General features: G+C 42.6%; 13 protein-coding genes. 8 read left to right on the forward strand and 5 right to left on the reverse strand.

Annotated features, from left to right (window positions below):
* Positions 1–194: 194 nt before the first annotated feature.
* From MHB66_RS18815 to MHB66_RS18830, 4 genes are all read right to left on the reverse strand, one after another.
* Complete coding sequence (locus MHB66_RS18815) at positions 195–608, reverse strand: VOC family protein (protein WP_046312594.1); 414 nt, start codon at positions 606–608, stop codon at positions 195–197.
* 129 nt (positions 609–737) lie between these two features.
* Positions 738–2,102: a replicative DNA helicase gene (gene dnaB, locus MHB66_RS18820; protein WP_003214779.1), complete on the reverse strand. Its 1,365-nt coding sequence runs from the start codon at positions 2,100–2,102 to the stop codon at positions 738–740.
* 213 nt (positions 2,103–2,315) lie between these two features.
* Positions 2,316–3,272, reverse strand: a complete 957-nt coding sequence (locus MHB66_RS18825; protein WP_046312592.1) for a DUF4885 family protein — start codon at positions 3,270–3,272, stop codon at positions 2,316–2,318.
* Positions 3,269–4,216: a DUF4885 family protein gene (locus tag MHB66_RS18830; RefSeq protein ID WP_052712404.1), complete on the reverse strand. Its 948-nt coding sequence runs from the start codon at positions 4,214–4,216 to the stop codon at positions 3,269–3,271. Before MHB66_RS18830 ends, MHB66_RS18825 begins: the two co-directional genes overlap by 4 nt.
* A 109-nt stretch (positions 4,217–4,325) precedes the next feature.
* Between MHB66_RS18830 and MHB66_RS18835 the strand changes: the two genes are divergently transcribed.
* Complete coding sequence (locus MHB66_RS18835; RefSeq protein ID WP_034283603.1) at positions 4,326–5,183, forward strand: hypothetical protein; 858 nt, start codon at positions 4,326–4,328, stop codon at positions 5,181–5,183.
* A 161-nt stretch (positions 5,184–5,344) separates the two neighbouring features.
* Here MHB66_RS18835 and MHB66_RS18840 read toward each other — a convergent pair whose 3' ends face one another.
* A complete protein-coding gene (locus MHB66_RS18840) occupies positions 5,345–5,563 on the reverse strand; it encodes a hypothetical protein (RefSeq protein WP_041118429.1) in 219 nt (72 codons plus the stop codon).
* Positions 5,564–6,097: 534 nt separating this feature from the next.
* Between MHB66_RS18840 and MHB66_RS18845 the strand changes: the two genes are divergently transcribed.
* From MHB66_RS18845 to MHB66_RS18875, 7 genes are read left to right on the forward strand one after another with little or no spacing between them, the layout of a single operon-like run.
* Entirely contained in the window at positions 6,098–6,982 is an 885-nt protein-coding gene (locus tag MHB66_RS18845; protein WP_046312589.1) for an alpha/beta hydrolase-fold protein, read from the forward strand.
* 4 nt (positions 6,983–6,986) lie between these two features.
* Positions 6,987–7,772 (forward strand): 2,3-dihydro-2,3-dihydroxybenzoate dehydrogenase, encoded by a 786-nt coding sequence (locus tag MHB66_RS18850; RefSeq protein WP_046312587.1) that lies wholly within the window; start codon positions 6,987–6,989, stop codon positions 7,770–7,772.
* A 26-nt stretch (positions 7,773–7,798) separates the two neighbouring features.
* On the forward strand, positions 7,799–8,977 hold the full coding sequence (gene dhbC / locus MHB66_RS18855; protein ID WP_046312584.1) for an isochorismate synthase DhbC: 1,179 nt from the start codon (positions 7,799–7,801) through the stop codon (positions 8,975–8,977).
* Between the two features lie 27 nt (positions 8,978–9,004).
* Positions 9,005–10,624, forward strand: coding sequence for a (2,3-dihydroxybenzoyl)adenylate synthase (locus MHB66_RS18860; protein WP_046312582.1), 1,620 nt, complete (start codon positions 9,005–9,007; stop codon positions 10,622–10,624).
* Between the two features lie 18 nt (positions 10,625–10,642).
* A complete protein-coding gene (locus tag MHB66_RS18865) occupies positions 10,643–11,551 on the forward strand; it encodes an isochorismatase family protein (RefSeq protein ID WP_046312580.1) in 909 nt (302 codons plus the stop codon).
* A 15-nt stretch (positions 11,552–11,566) separates the two neighbouring features.
* Positions 11,567–18,715: a non-ribosomal peptide synthetase gene (locus tag MHB66_RS18870; RefSeq protein ID WP_046312578.1), complete on the forward strand. Its 7,149-nt coding sequence runs from the start codon at positions 11,567–11,569 to the stop codon at positions 18,713–18,715.
* 20 nt (positions 18,716–18,735) lie between these two features.
* Positions 18,736–18,963, forward strand: coding sequence for an MbtH family protein (locus tag MHB66_RS18875; protein ID WP_025093680.1), 228 nt, complete (start codon positions 18,736–18,738; stop codon positions 18,961–18,963).
* Positions 18,964–19,025: the final 62 nt, after the last annotated feature.

Genomic DNA, 19,025 nt, shown 5'->3' on the forward strand with positions numbered 1-19,025 from the left:
TGCACAACGAAAAAGTCAACGCGAAATCCGAACATTAATATCTCGAAATCAAATTTTGTTCGTTTTAAATATAAAGAAAAGCGCTTTAATCACTTTTCCAGTGCTTAAAAATGGAGATTTTGAGCAAAAACAACTTTTTACCGTTTCCAGCTGTTCATCAACATAAAAAAGACCCCCAACAATGGGCGTCTTTTTTAAACAGGTGTAATACCATCTGTGTTCATCAGCACAACTCGATACCCATCTGGGTCTTCAATGGTTGCTCCTCCTCGGTCCCAGTATGGATTCGTTGAGGTGACAAGCCGTCCGCCAAATGAGAGCAATCTCTCTTTCATTTGCTGAAATTCTTCTGCATCTGGAATATAGAAAACAAGCAGCTGTTCTGGATGCGGGACGGGCAGGCTTTCTTCTTCTTCATGTTTGGTGATTTCTAAATGAACATGCTGGTGAGGCAGCCCGAGCATCACACCATCGTACCCTTCATGCTGATCAAATGAGCCTATTCGTTTGAGCCCTAAGCCTTCTTCATAAAAGGAAACAACCTCTTTCATGTTGACGGTTGGGCGTGCGATACGTAATTGAGCGGCTTCAAACTGTTGAAATTTCATCAGTCTTCACTCCTTTTCTCCTTTTAGTATACGCTCTCTCTTTTTCTCTCTCCTCCTCATTTTGATTGTTTTTTCAATCATTCTTTCGATGTAGATCAATCAAAAAAGCCCAGCTTCTTGAGCTGGGCTTTAAGCACCGGGCGGAACACCCGCATCATCAAATCTTCTTTCCAGATTGACGAATTTGTTATATTCTTTGACGAACGCCAGTGATACTGTACCAACTGGACCGTTACGCTGTTTGGCAATAATGATTTCGATAATGTTCTTATTCTCTGATTCTTTGTCATAGTAATCATCACGATAAAGGAATGCCACGATATCGGCATCCTGCTCGATACTTCCTGATTCACGAATATCAGACATCATCGGACGTTTGTCCTGACGCTGCTCTACCCCACGGGAAAGCTGAGACAAGGCAATAACCGGAACTTCAAGCTCCCTTGCCAGCGATTTTAATGCCCTAGAGATTTCAGAAACCTCCTGCTGACGGTTATCGCTTGATCGCCCGCTCCCTTGAATGAGCTGCAAGTAGTCAATCAGGATCATGCCAAGACCATTTTCTTGCTTTAATCGGCGGCATTTCGAACGAATTTCACTTACTCTGATTCCAGGTGTATCGTCAATGAAAATTCCGCTGTTTGACAGCGAGCCCATCGCCATTGTCAGCTTGCCCCAGTCTTCTTCTGTCAGATTACCGGTTCTTAGGTTCTGTGCATTGATATTCCCCTCTGCACAAAGCATACGCATAACGAGCTGCTCAGCACCCATCTCTAAACTAAAGATAGCAACACTTTCGTCCGTTTTGGTCGCGACATTTTGGGCAATGTTCAATGCGAAGGCGGTTTTCCCTACTGATGGACGAGCCGCTACAATGATTAAATCATTTCGCTGGAATCCAGCTGTCATCCGGTCAAGCTCAGAGAAACCCGTTGGAATCCCTGTGATATCGCCTTTGCGATTATGAAGCTGTTCAATATTATCGTATGTTTGAACAAGAACGTCCTTAATGTTTTGAAAGGCTCCTGAGTTTTTACGCTGCGCCACTTCCATAATGGTCTTTTCCGCATCGCTCAACAGGTCCTCTACTTCATCCTCACGCGTGTATCCATCTTGTGCAATGGTTGTCGCCGTACGGATCAGACGTCTTAAAATGGATTTTTCTTCTACAATTTTTGCATAGTATTCAATGTTTGCGGCAGTTGGGACAGAGTTCGCAATGTCGGTTAAATACGAAATCCCGCCTACCTCTTCTAGTAAATCTGTATTGGCAAGCTCAGATGTCACCGTGACAAGATCGACCGGTTCTCCTCTATCGCCAAGTACAAGCATCGCATTGTAAATCTTTTGATGCGACATTCTATAGAAATCCTCTGGAATTAATACCTCAGAAGCGAGCGTTAGCGCAGATGGTTCTAAAAAAACAGCACCTAATACGGCCTGCTCGGCTTCTATATTTTGCGGCGGCAGCCGGTCATCGAGAAGTTCCGTCATGCCAAGCACCGTCCTTTCATAAAAAAATACGCTACTCATCATTTTAACATTTTCATCAATAAAAAAGTGAAAAACATCGACTATAGTCAAAATTACCATGTTGATATTTTGTGCAAACCAGCGCATTTCAATAGAAAAGACTCTGTAACATCAATTGTTATAGAGTCTTTCGTTATCGCTAATGATTTTGTATCTGTCATCGTTCAAGTTTTGTTAATCTATCGCTTTCTTAACCCCATAATTCACTTTTTGCCCAATGTCTTGTAAAGAATCGTTTTGATAACCAATAGATAACACCAAATCTGGAATGGAATCAAACCCGTTTTTGGCTAGATCAAATAGCTGTGCACCATAATGTGAAGCGGCAATGCGCGCATTTTCTGCTGTATATGGATTTTTAAGAAGTTCTTCTTTGTATAGATCAAAAATATTCGTTCCGTTATCCGTTACAAATTGACCATTTACAATGCTTAAATCCTTTAAATTGTAGCCTGTCACCGTTTTGATTTGATTAACAAGATGGAACTTTGCCAGAGAATCCGGTGTGAATTGAGTAGAATCATCATTTCTGCTTTTCATGATATGGAAAAATAATTCTCTTGTATTGTTGGTTGTATTTAATAAGTCTTCTATTTGTTTCATCAGCGATTCGTCTTTTGAACCACTTACCACTAATTTAAAATTGTTCGGGTCAATGGTAAAAGTGAGATTTGTGTTTTTAGGAATGGTTATCCCGTTTTTAGAGAATAAATCTTGTAATTGTTCGTTAACCTTTTGACGATTGAATATTTTTTTCTCTACGCTTTCTTGGGTTGGATCGTACCGTTTTTCATTACGGAAGATGGCATCATTAAAGTCATATTGTCCACCTTTATTATTCCTTGCCCAACTCATTTCCATAATGTAAGCAGCTTCTCTTTCCGGTTTTGTTAGATCACTTCTGAAATAAGAAGAGTAAGGGTTTCTATACTTATTATATATATGGTCTTGAGGATCATTGAAACGTTTATTTTGTTCATTTATTTTTTCGTATTTTTCATCTAATATTTTCATCCGTCTATCAGATTCGGTCATCACCTCATTTGTACTTTTAATAGCTGGATGGCTATTGAAGTCCGGAAGGTTCTGCTTATTTAGAACAGCTGTCGTATTCGATGTATTTATCTTCACTTTAATACTCCGTAATTCACCTTTTGTCCAATGTCATATAAGGAACCGTTTTGATAACCAATAGATAAAACTAAATCGGGAATAGAGTCAAACCCGTTTTTCGCTAGGTCAAATAGCTGTGCTCCGTAATGTGAAGCGGCAATGCGCGCATTTTCTGCTGTATATGGATTTTTAAGAAGTTCTTCTTTGTATAGATCAAAAATATTCGTTCCGTTATCCGTTACAAATTGACCATTTACAATGCTTAAATCCTTTAAATTGTAGCCTGTGACCGTTTTGATTTGATTAACAAGATGGAACTTGGCCAGAGAATCCGGTGTGAATTGAGTAGAATCATCATTTCTGCTTTTCATGATATGGAAAAATAATTCTCTAGTATTGTTGGTTGTATTTAATAAGTCTTCTATTTGTTTCATCAGCGTTTCGTCTTTTGAACCACTTACCACCAATTTAAAATTGTTCGGGTCAATGGTAAAAGTGAGATTTGTGTTTTTAGGAAGGGATATCCCGTTTTTAGAGAATAAATCTTGTATTTGTTCGTTCACTTTTTGGCGATTGAGTATTTTCTTTTCTACACTTTCTTGGGTAGGGTCATACCGTTTTTCATTACGAAAGGCGGCATCATTAGAATTAAAATGTCCTCCTGTTCCACTATTAGCCCATCCAATTTCAATAGAGTAAGCCGCCTCTCTTTCCGGTTTAGTTAAATCATTTCTGAAATAAGGGGAGTTTGGATTTCGATACTTATCAAATATATGACCATGAGGATCTTTGAATCGTTTATTTTGTTCATTTATTTTTTGGTATTTTTCATCTAAAATTTTCATTCTTCTATCAGCTTCGGTCATCACCTCGTTTGTACTTTTAATAGCTGATTGATCTTTAGAGTCTATTCGGTTCTGATTGTTTGAAGCAACTGCCGTGTATGACGAGTTAATATTCATTTTGATTCTCCTTTTTTAAAAAAATAGTGATTATTAAATATATCGGCAATTCAGTTAAAATTTGTTAGTTTCGATCCGATATAGTAATTATTACAAGGAGGGTTAAAATATGACAAATACTATCTTCAAACGTTTTTTGTTACCTGCATTGGTATTAGTGCTTGTTACTAGTTTTTTTGCACCTAATTCAGCAGAAGCAGCGATTACGGGGAATAACAGCCCTAACACAGCAAGCTCAATGGGATATTGGAAAAATAGTCGCCCAGATACAACAATCTTACCTGAAGGTGAAAATGAAGCGTATTATCAGTTTACGATCAATAAAGGTGAAAGAGTTTATGTCAGAAGTTCGTATAATAAGCAATATACAGGGATGAAAATCGAGGTGTATAATTCGAAAAGTTCAGATGAAAGAAGTAGGGTGATTAACCCTGATTCAATTACGCCGTTTATTTTTGCCAATACTGATGAAGTTACTTCAACTTCAGAAACTTATTTTGTGAAAGTAACTCGTGGCACATATACAGGAAATATGTATTTTACTGTATCCATTCAAGATCGAATTAAATCTGGAAATAGTACATTCAACTTTACGGGGACCGCTACCAACCTGGGGAATACTTCTTTGAATTTTTTAGGAGTTGATTCTTCTATCATTACAATGGATTTAACGAACAATTCTTCTATCCCTAAAAATGCAATCGTTAAATCGATTTCAACAACTAGTACCCAATCGCCTAACCAAGGAAATGTCACACACAAACTGATGGCTGATGAAAACAAGATTTGGAACGAATCCGTTTTTTCATCTGCAACAAGTGGTTCTTACCGTATTTCTCTGGAAGATCAATTAAGAGTGGCTCAAAAATGGAGCTTTAAGTACAACGCAAAGGCTACTGCGAGATCTACTATGAGCAATGTCAAAGCCGATATTCGTTACGAATATGATGTCACAGATGGATTCTAATTGAATGGTGTTTACAGACATGTACACCAATTGATCAAAAAGTAAGGGGACATCCCTTACTTTTTTCATTTCCGCATTTTTGATGCTATATGATATTTGGCCAACTTTAAAACAGCACCGTCCTTTCATAAGAAATACGCTGCTCATAAAAAGTGAAGGTGTTAATGGTGGTTTTGCTTGAGGGCGTGTTGAAAGAGGAGGATGGTGATCATATCGGTGGCCCGCTGGTATAAATCCCATTGTTCATAGGCCGCAAATGTCATCCGTATTTCATGTAATGATTGCTTCATTTCATGATATTCTTCCACTGTAAACGAATTTTTCAATTTGAACTGATGTTCAAGCAGTTTTAGCCTTAGCTTTCCTAATGGAGTTTTCATTCTGCCTACATTCCCTTCGATCTTGTCTTCCTTAGAAAATTGTATATGAATTTACGCATGAGATTGAATAAGTTGTGAGATATGCTCACCAGCTTTTCGAAAAATTCTCCTCTTTTTTCCTAAAAATACAAGAAGGTCTATAGACTTATTTTTCCTCAAAATGATTTCAAGAAGAAAAACCTATATATATTCCTGAATCAAACAGAAGAAAATGGTAAATATCCCGTGACGGTCAAGGTCTTTTGGCATTTCTCCTCTTTTTAAATGACTCAGTCCGGCATTCCCTATTTCCATTCATTTGGTAGTTATTTAGTCCTTTATTTTCCGAAAATTTAGATTAAATTATCAATTACACCACTTAATGAACATTTGACTTCATAATTGATAACCATTATCATTTGATTTGCTTGCGTGATAATTGAGAATCATTTTCATTTGAAGGGACCATTCTTCAATCTCTACACTCATCCTATATCCGCAAGCCTGCTTTTATCAGCATATGAGAGTCAATTTGAGGAAGGGGATTTTTTACACATGTCCAAACGCCCTGAAGGAATGGGTACTGAGGATTCTCTTTTCGGAGAAAGCCGTCCTTTTTTTATACCCGGGACGGAGCAACTGGATATCACAGCACACCCATACAGACTTTTTATATTTAAACCGAATACTACTCCTCCAGCGGCTGGTTTTCCAGTCATGTACGTGCTTGATGGGAATTCACTTTTTGGCACAATGGTCGAAGCCATTCGTTTACAGTCAAGAAGACCCGAAAAAACAGGTGTTGTACCTGCCATCATTGTTGGAATTGGCTATCAGACAGAAGCGCCCTATCATCCGCTCAGGCATTATGATCTCACTCTAACCGGCCCTGACGCTTCCATTGGTGACAAAAGAAAGGATTTCTCCACCCATACATATGGCGGCGCCTCTGCGTTCTTTTCTTTTTTAGAAAAGATTGTAAAGCCTTATATCGAGCAGCGCTTTCCGATCAACCAGAGTCGTCAAACACTATTTGGGCACTCTCTTGGCGGTCTTTTTGTATTACACACACTATTTGAGCACCCTGATGCTTATCAAACATATATTGCAGGCAGTCCTTCTATCCACTGGAACAAAAAATTATTTCTAGAAAAAGAACACCAATTCACCAGCCATATACGTCAGATGCCTATGGATGTCAGGCTGCTTGTAGGTGTAGGTGAGTTAGAAAAACATCATCCGTGTCAAATGAATGATCATGCAAATTCACTAGCAAATCGTATGCTGCCTTTATCCTCATATGGCTTGCATACAGCCTATCACGAATTCCCTAAAGAAGGACATACGTCCGTTTTACCGGTGCTGATGAATGACGCTTTTCGATTTGCACTCTATCATGATGATCCTTTCACAACCACAGACATGAAGGAAAGGCAGTGAACACATGAAACACAGTGGTCTATCTCAAAAAGTTGTCCTTATCACAGGCGCAGGACAGGGTATTGGACAAGCAGTCGCAAAAAGACTAGCCGAAGAAGGTGCGATTCTTGCAGCAGTTGACGTAAAAGAAGATCAGCTGCAAAGCACCGTCCAGCAAATGAAGGATGAAGGCATACGTGCCTTTGCCTATCCAGGTGACATTACCGATCAAGCATCTGTTCAGCACATGGTCGATCAAATTGAAAAGCAGCTTGGCCCCATTTATTTACTGGTCAATGTAGCAGGCATTCTTCGAATGGGTTCTATTGACCAGCTTAGTGCAGATGACTGGCAACAAACTTTCGCAGTCAACACACATGGTGTCTTTTACGTATCTCAAGCTGTCTCCAAATACATGATGAAAAGATCAGAAGGGGTCATTGTGACCGTCAGCTCTAACGCAGGTGCCATTCCTAGAATGAATATGGCTGCCTATGCCGCTTCAAAAGCAGCAGCCACTTCATTTACAAAAACGCTTGGATTGGAACTGGCTGCCTATGGAATCAGGTGCAACGTCGTCTCTCCTGGGTCTACCGCAACGCCTATGCAATGGGCTTTATGGCCTGATAAACAAGGAGAAAATCAGGTGATTAAAGGTTCACTAGAGACGTATAAAACCGGTATTCCTTTACAAAAAATCGCTGATCCTCAAAATATCGCTGATGCAGTCATTTTCTTTGCATCTGAGCAATCCAGTCATATTACGATGCAGAATCTCACGATCGATGGCGGCGCAACACTCGGAATCTAGCATTTCATTTAAAAGGAGGCCTTTTCATGAAACATTCATTATTGTCGTCCGAAGAAAAAGTACAATTGCTTCAAGACTATCAGCCAGGCGCTTTTTTTCTTGCTTCACCTAAACGCACGATACTTGCCGAAGGGATTTTCCAGCATATTGAAACCAATCAGCTAAATGAACTATCCACAAGGGTAGCGCACGTATTTGAAGATGCCAAACAAGCTGGAATTCAAACACCGATTGTGGCTGGTGCTGTCCCATTTGATCCGGCGCAGCCCGTTCGTTTAAATGTACCAGTCCATGTACAGTTTAGTGATCCACTCGAATTTCAACAAGGTGATGAGGAGTCAGAAGCGGCATCGCCATCCTATGAGGTGACACCTGACCCTTCTCCTGAAGTCTACATGAATGGTGTGAACGAAGGGTTAGCTAAAATTGAAAAAGGAGAGCTTAGCAAAATCGTCATTTCTCGATCTCTCCATCTCAAATCAAATCAAGACATTCCTACGAAAACAATACTCGAACGACTGGCTCGTCATAATACGACTGGCTATACGTTTGCTGCAAATGTAGCTGATCCGAAGTCTTCCCAAAAGCGCACACTTCTTGGGGCAAGCCCTGAGCTGCTCCTTTCTAAAACCGGTTCATCTGTGATTTCCAATCCACTTGCTGGTTCCCGGCCGCGCAGTTCAGATCCAGTAGAAGACCAGCGCCGCCGCGATGAACTCCTTACCTCAGCGAAGGATTTACACGAGCACGCAGTGGTTGTTGAAGCTGTCACTAAAGCGCTTACTCCATACTGTCATACACTAGATGTGCCTGCATCACCATCCGTCATACAAACAGAAACGATGTGGCATTTATCTACTGTGGTCAAAGGTGACTTAATAGATTCCGGTGTGTCCTCAATTGATTTGGCGCTTAGCCTTCATCCAACACCCGCAGTATGCGGAACACCTACAGCAGATGCACGTGAAGCCATTGAAGCGATTGAACCCTTCGATCGAGGATTTTTCACAGGAATGATCGGTTGGGCAGATGCAAATGGTGATGGTGATTGGATTGTCACCATTCGTTGTGCAGAAGCTGAGGGTCACTCCCTGCGTCTCTTTGCTGGTGCAGGAGTGGTCAAAGGATCAAAGGCAGAAGAAGAGCTAGCTGAAACATCTGCAAAATTCAACACGATGCTTCACGCGATGGGCATCCATCAGTGATAAAAATAAATAGGAGATGACAAAAACATGTTTGTTCAACCACCTACATGGCCAGAAGAATTTGCAAAACGCTACCGTGAAAACGGCTGTTGGCGTGGGGAAACCTTTGGCGGTATGCTTCGTGAACGCGCCGCATCGTTAGGAAATAAAACAGCCATTACATACGCTGATACGCACATAAGCTACCAAGAACTTGATCAGCGCGTCAGCAGTCTTGCTGCCGGTTTTCATCAGCTTGGAATTCAAAAAGGAAGTCGAGTTGTCGTGCAGCTTCCTAACATTCCTGCTTTTTTTGAAGTCATTTTCGCTTTATTTCGAATCGGTGCTTTACCCGTGTTCTCTCTGCCATCTCATAGAAGCAGTGAAATCACTTATTTTATTGAGTTTGCCGAAGCAGATGCATATGTCATACCAGATATTGATGGCAGCTTTGATTATCGATCACTCGCACGTCAAGTGAAAGAAAAGCTTCCCTCATTACCTCATGTCATTGTTGCAGGGGAAGCTGAGGAATTCCTTTGCTTGGATGATCTGCGAAAGGACCCAGCTCTTGATCCTCAAATTCATGTAGAGGCAAGCGATATTGCGTTTCTTCAGTTATCTGGAGGCAGCACAGGCCTTTCAAAGCTCATTCCTCGTACACATGATGACTATATTTATAGTCTTTGGAAAAGCAATGAGGTGTGCGAGCTCACACAAGAAAGTGTGTATCTAGCTGCACTTCCAGTTGCGCACAACTATCCATTAAGCTCGCCTGGCGTCCTTGGAACGTTATACGCAGGCGGAAGAGTTGTTCTTGCACCTGGATCAAGCCCTGATGTCGTCTTTCCACTCATTGAAAAAGAACGGGCGACCATTACCGCTGTCGTTCCACCAATTGCATTGATTTGGCTAGAGGCCGCTCCTCATCGGTCAGATGACTTATCGAGTCTTGAAGTCTTACAAGTCGGTGGTGCTAAATTCAGTGCTGAGGCAGCAAAACGAGTGATGCCTACACTTGGATGTAAGTTACAGCAAGTTTTTGGCATGGCAGAAGGTCTGGTCAACTATACCAGATTAGATGATCCTGAACATGTCATTATTCATACACAAGGACGCCCGATGTCTGAATATGATGAGGTACTAGTGGTAGATGATGAGGACAAGCCCGTCCCGCATGAAGTGGCTGGACATCTTTTAACAAGAGGACCTTATACGATTCGCGGCTACTATAAAGCCGATGAACAAAACAAAAAAGCATTTACACCCGATGGCTTTTACAGAACAGGTGACATCGTGCGAATAACCAAAGAAGGAAATGTTGTTGTAGAAGGCAGAGACAAGGATCAAATCAATCGTGGCGGCGAAAAAGTTGCCGCTGAAGAAGTTGAAAATCATTTACTTGCGCATCCTGACATTCATGATGCCGCCATGGTGTCTATGCCCGATCCATTTCTTGGCGAACGCTCATGTGCCTTTGTTATCGCGAAAGGAAACAACAAACCAGCACCGCACGTCTTAAAATCATTTCTAAGAGAACGCGGGCTCGCAGCCTTTAAAATTCCCGACCGCATTGAATGGATCGATGCATTCCCGCAAACAGGTGTAGGCAAAGTCAGTAAAAAAGCATTAAGAGAATTAGCTGCAACCCATACTGCCAACGTATAAAAAAGAGGAGTGAAAACCATGGCAATCCCTACTATTCCTGCATATCCAATGCCAAGCACACAAGATTTACCCGAAAATAAAGTGAACTGGATACCAGATCCGAAACGTGCTGTTCTGCTAATACATGACATGCAGCAATATTTTTTAAATGCATTTCAACAAGATACATCACCGATCACAGAGTTAGTGCAGCATATTCAACAATTACGTGATACATGCAATGAACTTGGAATCCCCGTCGTCTATACAGCGCAACCTGGTGACCAAGACCCGAAGGATCGTGCCTTATTAACAGATTTTTGGGGACCTGGACTTGGTGATGATGAAGCATTGACAAAAATCATTGATCAGCTTGCTCCATCTGAGGCAGATACAATGCTGACAAAATGGCGTTATAGCGCATTCAAGAAATCTAATTTTTTGGATATCCTTCAAGAAGGCGGGCGTGATCAACTAATCATTACTGGCGTATATGCACATATTGGCTGTATGCTGACAGCCGCAGAAGCATTCATGCTCGATATTGAAACCTTTTTTGTCGCCGATGCCGTCGCTGACTTTTCACTGAAACATCACAAAATGGCCATGACCTATGCAGCTGAACGCTGTGCAGTCACCACAACGACAAACCAAATCATCAGTCGTTTAACAGGACAAGAAACAAACAGTGATGATTTATCCTTTGAGACCATCGTTCACCAAGTAGCTGAGTATCTCCAAATCGAGCCAAATGAAATACCACTTGATGAGAATCTCGTCTACCTTGGGCTTGATTCTATTAGAATGATGAGCCTAGCGGAAAAGTGGAGGCAGCAAGGATCGACAGTCAATTTCGTTGAGCTTGCAGCAAATCCAACGCTCGCTCATTGGCGGACTCTTCTTTTCCCAGAAAAACAGCCATCTATCCCAAATATCGATTACTTGTAAAGGAGGAATAGACCCTTGTCGATCCAGTCAGTCGATTCATTCCCGCTAACCGGTGCCCAATCAGGCATTTGGTACGCGCAGCAGCTTGATCCAGCTAATCCTATTTTCAATACAGCTGAGTATATAGAGATTAAAGGTCCTATTGATCCCATACATTTTGAAGCCGCCATTAGAAAGACTGTCTTAGAAACAGATTCCTTGTATATGCGCTTCATTGAAGATACTGACGGTCCAAAGCAATGGATGACATCTAAGAAAGAGATTCCATTTCAATATGTTAATTTACAAAATGAAAAACAGCCTCTTGATGCGGCTAAAGCATGGATGAAGGAAGATCTTTCAACGCCAGTCTCTTTAGAGAAAGATGTATTATTCCGTGAAGTACTTTTTCAGCTTGCTGACGACCGATTTATCTGGTATCAGCGCATTCATCACATTGCCATTGATGGATTCGCCTTTTCGCTCATTGCGCGTCGTGTTGCTGAGGTCTATTCAGCCCTATCGAATGGGACACCTATGCCCCCTCAAACATTTGGATCCTTACATGACGTAGTTCAAGAGGAGTCCACTTATCGACAGTCCAATCGATATGAAGCTGATCGAGCGTTTTGGAAAAATCGCTTTGCTGATCAACCTGAAGTTGTCAGCCTTGCTGAGCTTGCACCAAGAACGTCGGATCATTTTATTCGAAAAACGGCTGGCTTCGTTGCCGAAAAGGTAAGCAAAATGAAAAGAAATGCTCAAGCCTTCGGTGGTACGTGGCATGAAATGATCCTTGCTGCATCCGCTTTATATATGCATCGTATGACTGGTGCACATGATATTGTTTTAGGATTACCTGTGATGATGCGCCTTGGATCGTGCGCCTTACAAACACCCGGAATGGTCATGAACCTGGTACCGCTTCGTTTAACATGCAAACCAGAAATGACGCTATCAGCACTTGTTCGCCAAGTATCTGAGGAACTAAAAGCCATTCGCCCTCATCAAAGATATCGTCACGAGGACATGCGGAGAGACTTTAAACTCATCGGAAGAAATCAGCGATTATTTGGCCCGCAGATCAATATCATGCCATTTGATTATGATCTCATGTTCGATCAGAGCATTGGTCAAGCACATAACCTTTCAGCAGGACCCGTGGATGATATATCGATTAACATATACGACCGCGCGGATGGGAACGGATTTCAAATCGACTTTGATGCAAACCCTGCCGTTTACAAAGAGCAAACAGTTGACGCTCATCAGCAGCGTTTTCTTCAATTGCTGGAGGAAATAACCGGACTAGAGCAAGATCAAACGATCAGTCAATTCAACCTTCTTTTGTCTGAAGAGAAAGAGAACATCCTCAAGCACTGGAATGATACAAAACGAGAATTACCAAAGGAATCTTTACGGGAACTATTTGAAAAACAGGTGAGCAAAACACCACAAGCAGAAGCATTACAGTTTGAAGGAATTACTTTGACCTATGAGGAGTTGAATCAGCGGGCTAATCAATTAGCTCATTATTTGAAAAAACATGACATTGGACCAGAACAATTTGTCGCAATTGCTCTGCCTCGGTCCATCAATATGGTCGTAAGTCTATTAGCCGTCGTCAAAACGGGAGCCGCATATCTGCCACTAGACCCTGATTATCCTAACGATCGTGTCGCCTATATGCTAGAAGATGCCAAACCAGCGTGCTTGCTCACAGTCAAAGAGACAGCAGACGGTTTGGACCATCCGCACATCGTTCAGCTGGATGATTCAACTGTTCATCAGGACATAGCAGACAGTCCGCACATCAATCCGGCTTGGAGCGAGGGCTCTCCACATCACCCAGCTTACATCCTCTACACGTCAGGATCGACAGGCAAACCAAAGGGTGTTGTTGTAACAAAACGAAATGTGATCAACTTTATATTGTCCATGCAAGATTCATTTTTATTAGATCAAAAAGACCAGCTTTTAGCGGTAACGACCATTGCCTTTGATATTTCTGGGCTGGAAATGTTCCTACCGCTTTTACATGGGGCTGCTATTTTATTGGCAAAAAAAGAAACCATACAAGAACCAGCAAAGCTTTCAGACATGATTCGTTCTCATCATGTCACAATCATGCAGGCAACACCAACGTTGTGGCATGCGTTGGCAGATGAATACCCTGATGTGGTCACAGGTATGCGTGTTCTTGTTGGAGGTGAAGCACTCCCTGCCTCCCTTTTGCACACATTGCAATCTCTTCAATGTGACATTACTAATTTGTACGGACCTACAGAAACGACGATCTGGTCTACGATGGAAAATGTCACAGCACATCGAGAAAATAGTGGACCGGCAATTGGTAAACCCATTTGGAATACGAGCATTTACATTTTAGATGAAGGACTAAACCCAGTCCCAGCAGGATCAATCGGTGAGCTTTATATTGCAGGTGAAGGAGTATCCAGAGGATATCTTGGACGATATGATTTAACGGCTGAACGCTTTGTCGCTGATCCATTCGGCACAAAAGGCACGAGAATGTATCGCACTGGTGATTTAGCCAGATGGCGTGAAGATGGTTCAATTGATTATATCAGTCGTGCCGATCATCAAATTAAAATCCGCGGCTTCCGTATTGAACTAGGTGAAATTGAAACAGTGATGATGCAGCATCAAGCTATAAAGCATACATCTGTTATCGTTCGTGAGGATCAACCTGGGCAGCAGCTGCTTTGTGCGTATGTTGTGCTGACAGACCGGTCTTCTCTGCACCCTTCAGAGCTCAGGCAGTTTGTGGCTGCATTACTTCCTGACTACATGGTGCCCTCTGCTGTTGTCGTTTTGCCAGAACTTCCACTTACACCAAACGGCAAAATCGACCGCAAAGCATTACCAGCACCAAATATGTCTTTAGTTAGTTCTGAGCGTACACCTAGAACACCACAAGAAGACATGTTATGTAGTTTATTTGCAGAAACCCTTGGCCTATCTCAAATTGGCATAGATGATAGTTTCTTTGACTTAGGAGGACATTCCTTACTCGCCGCTCGCCTGCTTAGACGTATACGCGATACACTTGGTGCAGACCTAAGTATGAGTACCATTTTTGAATCACCTCGAGTTGCTGAGCTTGCGCAGCACATTGACAAAGCGAAGGACATTCGGCCGCCGCTTCAGGTTGAAGACAAACCAGATGAAATTCCATTATCCTTTGCCCAAAAACGGCTCTGGTTCCTTCATTGCCTTGAAGGGCCAAGTCCAACTTACAATATTCCACTTGTCATTCAACTGACAGGTAGACTAGATCAAACAGCTCTCATTGGTGCTTTGGCAGATATCACTGAAAAACACGAAACCCTTAGAACCATTTTTCCAAATAAGAACGGCATGCCAAGACAGGTCATTTTACACCCGAAAAGTGTTCAGCCTGAACTCCATGTCACAGCTTCAAGCGATCAACAAATTGAGAATCAGTTAAACGAAGCCATTCGCTATAGCTTTCAGATTGAAGAAGAACCTGCACTTCGAGCTGAATTATTCACGCTTGATGCAAACCGATCCGTACTGCTTCTATTGCTGCATCACATCGCTGGTGACGGCTGGTCACTTGCACCATTGACGCGAGACTTAGCTGCTGCTTACGAAGCCCGTATACAAGGAAAATCCATCTCCTTGCCAGCAGAACCTGTTCAATATGCTGACTATGCTATTTGGCAGCAGAAGCTGTTGGGCAATGAAGAAAAGGCGGATAGTCTATTTGCCAAGCAGCTCAGCTATTGGAAAGGTGCCTTACATGACCTGCCTGAAGAACTTGAACTGCCTTATGACTTCCCGCGTCCACAGGAAGGAAGCTTCAACGGTGCGACGATAGACTTTACGATTGAACCCGCTTTACATCAGAACCTCCTTGAGCTTGCAAAGCAGCATCAAGTGAGTTTGTTCATGGTGCTTCAAGCATCACTTGCAGCATTACTGACACGCCTTGGGGCCGGTACAGATATCCCAATCGGCAGTCCAATTGCTGGACGGAATGACGATGCTCTTGACGATATTGTGGGATTATTTGTGAACACACTAGTATTACGTACAAATACAGCTGGTAATCCAACCTTTAGTGAGCTATTGAAGCGAGTGCGAGACGTTGACCTAGCAGCCTATGAGCATCAGGATCTGCCATTTGAACGGCTAGTCGAAATCCTAAACCCAACCCGGTCCAGATCAAGAAATCCATTGTTCCAGGTCATGCTAGCCTTCCAAAATACACCGAAGGCGGAAATGAAGCTGACACAGCTTGATTCAGACCTCTACGTGAAACCAGTAGGGTCAGCTAAATTCGATCTGACCATCGAATTAACAGAACAAAGAACGGAAACTGGGTCAGCAGCAGGTTTAACAGGATTGTTTGAATTCAGCACAGATGTATTTAAACAAAGCACCATTCGAGCAATCGCTGACAGAATGAAGCGCTTTTTAACAGAGGTAGCTGAGCGTCCGCATCTGCCGATTGGTCAAGTGAACATTTTATCAGATAAAGAGCGGCAAACATTTCTCCCTGACAAAAAGACAATTGCTCAGTTAGACCAAGCACATAGTCTCCCGGCCTTATTTGAAAAAACGGCGCAGCAATCCCCTGATCGAGTGGCTGTAACGTATGGCAATAGGCAGCTGACCTATGGTGAGTTAAACAACAAAGCCAATCGTCTTGCTCATTTATTAATAGAAAAAGGCGTTGGACCAGAACAGTTCGTTGCACTTGCCCTGCCTAGATCAATTGATATGCTCGTAAGCTTATTAGCCGTTCATAAAGCAGGTGCAGCCTATGTTCCGCTTGATCCTGATTATCCAGCAGACAGGCTGGCATACATGATACAAGATGCCAAACCCGTTTGCAGCATCACAACAAAAGCAGATGCAGTGCATCTTCCAGCTGATTGCGATTTGATTTTGTTAGACGAAAAAGAAACGAGCGATCAATTGCTGACAATGCCAAATCACAATCCGGCTGATATAGACAGATTTGAACCGCTATCTTCTCTGCATCCGGCCTATATTATTTATACATCCGGTTCTACAGGGAAACCAAAAGGAGTGGTCATCCCACACCAAAATGTCATCCGTCTTCTGACATCTACTGAACATTGGTTCCAATTTGATGAAGAAGATGTTTGGACAATGTTCCATTCATATGCCTTTGATTTTTCAGTATGGGAAATATGGGGACCACTTTTATATGGCGGCCGGCTTGTCATTGTACCTCATACCATCTCTCGCTCCCCAGAAGAGATGCTGCAGCTTCTAGTTGAGGAAGGCGTGACTGTACTTAATCAAACACCTTCTGCCTTCTATCAGCTCATGCAGATAGACAAGGAACAACAAACACTAGGCCAAGCATTATCACTCCGCTATGTCATCTTTGGCGGTGAAGCATTAGAGCTTAGCAGATTAGAAGATTGGTACAGCCGTCACTCAGACTGTAAGCCAAAGCTCATTAACATGTACGGCATCACAGAAACCACCGTACACGTTACGTACAATGAACTCAATCGAGATATGATCACAAAGAACTCCAGCAGTTTAATAGGCGAACCGATTCCTGATTTACACGTGTACGTACTAGATGAATACCTGCAGCCTGTTCCCCCTGGGACGACAGGTGAAATGTATGTAGCTGGAGCTGGCCTTGCAAGAGGTTATCTAGGCAGACCTGACCTGACATCAGATCGATTCCCTGCCGATCCTTATGGCGCACCTGGCACAAGGATGTATCGTACAGGCGACCTTGCGCGCTGGACAGAAGAAGGGGCTCTTGATTACATTGGCAGAGCTGATCATCAAATTAAAATACGCGGCTTCCGCATTGAACTTGGAGAAATCGAAGCCGTTCTGGCACGCCACGATGCAGTTGCACAAGTTGCCGTCATGATGCGAGAGGATCAGCCTGGCGACAAACGCCTAGTCGCCTATTTCGTCCCAACTGAAGAAAACCGTTTCGATACAGAGACCCTTCGTCATTTTGCAGCAGCCAGTCTTCCTGATTACATGGTGCCCGCGGCATATGTACAGATTGACGCCATACCGCTTACAGCAAACGGGAAGCTTGATCAAAAATCACTGCCAGCACCTCAATTGCAAATGCAGCAAGCAGATGGCCGCGGCCCTAGAAATCCGAAAGAGGAAATCCTATGTCATCTATTTGAAGAGGTGCTTGATTTACCTAAAATCAGCATAGACGATCGCTTTTTTGACATTGGCGGACACTCACTGCTTGCAGTTCGTTTAATCAGCCGCATTCGTGATGCACTTGGTGTCAAACTAAGCATTGGAACATTGTTTGAAGCACCAAATGTGGCAAGTTTGGCAGAGAAACTAGAAACAGGAAGCGATGAAAACGCACTAGACATCTTGCTGCCGCTGCGAACAAATGGAGAAAGATATCCACTCTTCTGTGTTCATCCAGCAGGTGGTCTTAGCTGGTGCTATGCAGGTCTCTTGAATACATTAGAAAAAGACATCCCTATTTATGGATTACAGGCTCGAGGAATCGCAAGAAAAGATGACTACCCGCACACACTAGATGATATGGCTGCGGATTACATCAAGCACATCCAAACGATTCAGCCAAAAGGCCCTTATCATCTTCTTGGCTGGTCATTAGGCGGAAACGTTGTTCAGGCTATGGCTACACAGCTCCAGCAGCAAGGTGAAGAAATCACACTCGTTGCGATGCTGGATGCCTATCCGAACCATTTCTTACCGATTAAAGCAGCACCTGATGAAGAAGAAGCACTAATCGCTCTTCTTGCGCTCGGCGGTTATGATCCAGATACCTTAACAGGTGAACCGCTCACAATGAAAAGTGCCATCGACATCTTGAAAAAAGATGGCAGTGCACTAGCTAGCTTAAATGAAAATGCCATTAGAAATCTAAAAGAAACCTATGTGAATTCAGTTCGATTGCTCGGAGAATATCAGCCAAAAACTTATCAGGGGGACATATTATTCTTTAGATCTACCATTATCCCAGATTGGTTTACACCAATTGATCCCGAAGCATGGGCACCTTATATCAACGGAACAATCGAACAGCACGACATTCATTGCCGGCACAAAGACATGTGCCAGCCTAAACCCCTAGCAGAAATTGGTGTCATCTTAGACAACGCACTGCATCGGGTCAAACAAAAGCACTAAGAATAAAGGAGAGATGACAAATGACAAATCCCTTTGATCGTGAAGACGGTGTATTTCTTGTGCTGGTCAATGAACAAGGACAGCATTCACTTTGGCCATCATTTGCACCAGTGCCAGATGGATGGGAAAAGGTCTTTGGGGAAGACACTAGAAATGCCTGCATCGATTATATCCAGACACACTGGCAGGACTTGCGGCCATTAAGCTTAACAAAAGAACCTGCGCTAGCACATGGAAAAACGGAATAAATCACCGCACCCTGATCTCCATCAGGGTGCTTTTTTGACAGAATAAACATCACCATCTTTCA

This window comes from Bacillus sp. FSL L8-0167 (assembly GCF_038630295.1).
Taxonomy (GTDB): Bacteria; Bacillota; Bacilli; order Bacillales; family Bacillaceae; genus Bacillus; species Bacillus safensis.